Annotated in this window: 1 protein-coding gene and 1 pseudogene; both read left to right on the top strand. The window is 70.2% G+C overall.

Annotation, left to right across the window (positions count from 1 at the left end; translation table 11 throughout):
* Positions 1–189 (top strand): annotated as a pseudogene (locus AC6LJ9_RS30590) (DEAD/DEAH box helicase); the annotation flags it as partial.
* Positions 190–240: 51 nt separating this feature from the next.
* Positions 241–870, top strand: coding sequence for a LysE family translocator (locus AC6LJ9_RS30585; protein ID WP_212313427.1), 630 nt, complete (start codon positions 241–243; stop codon positions 868–870).
* The last annotated feature ends 34 nt before the right edge of the window (positions 871–904 follow it).

Here is a 904-nt window from a genome sequence, read left to right as displayed (position 1 = left end):
GGCGAAGGCCGCGGCCACGCCCCGCGCGATGGCGAGCGCAAGCCGTCCGACCGTCCGGCCCACGCCGGCCGCAACGAAGCCCGCCCGCAGCAACAGCAGAACCACCGCCGTCCCGAGGGCGCCGCGCGCCCGGCGGGCAACGGCGGCCGTCCCGGCGGCTCGCCGCGGGCCGCGCTGCTCAGCAAGTAATATCTGCGGATAGCCCACACCCAGACAGCGACCCACGGACCCGCGCGCATCATGCCCTTATCGACCTGGTTGACGTTTTTCCTGGCCTCCTGGGCCATTTCGTTCTCGCCTGGCGCGGGCGCGATCTCGGCCATGTCCTCCGGGCTGAAGTACGGCTTCGCGCGCGGCTACTGGAACACGGCCGGCCTGATCATGGGCATCCTGTTCCAGTTCGTGGTCGTGGCCGTCGGCCTGGGCGCGGTGCTGGCCACGTCCGAAATGGCCTTCAACGTGGTCAAGTACCTGGGCGTGGCCTACCTGATCTACCTGGGCGTGCGCCAGATCCGCACCGACGCCGCGCCGGTCGCGGTCGACGCCGGCGATCCCAAGCAGGCGTCGATCCGCGAGTTGGTCATGCGTGGCTTCCTGATCAACACCATGAATCCCAAGGGCACGGTGTTCCTGCTGGCCGTGGTGCCGCAGTTCGTCGACCCCGCGCTGCCGATGGTGGCGCAATACGCGGCGCTGGCCGGCACGCTGGCCTTCACCGACCTGGTGGCGATGGGCGTGTACACGCTGCTGGCGGCCCGCGTGCTGCGCCTGCTGCGCGACGCCAAGCACATCCGCTGGATGAACCGGACCTTCGGGTCGCTGTTCATCCTGGCCGGCGTGTTCCTGGCCTCGTTCCGCCGCCATTCCTGAACCCGACCGAGCGGGGCTCGCCGCCTTTCCGGCG

This window comes from Achromobacter sp. 1011811831 (genome assembly GCF_059760905.1).
Note: the sequence above shows the minus strand (reverse complement) of the source record. Positions and strands in the feature narration are given on the sequence as shown.

Bases quoted from the DNA above. Each gene is read 5' to 3' on its own strand.
- AC6LJ9_RS30585 (WP_212313427.1), top strand. From the start codon at position 241: ATGCCCTTATCGACCTGGTTGACGTTTTTCCTGGCCTCCTGGGCCATT.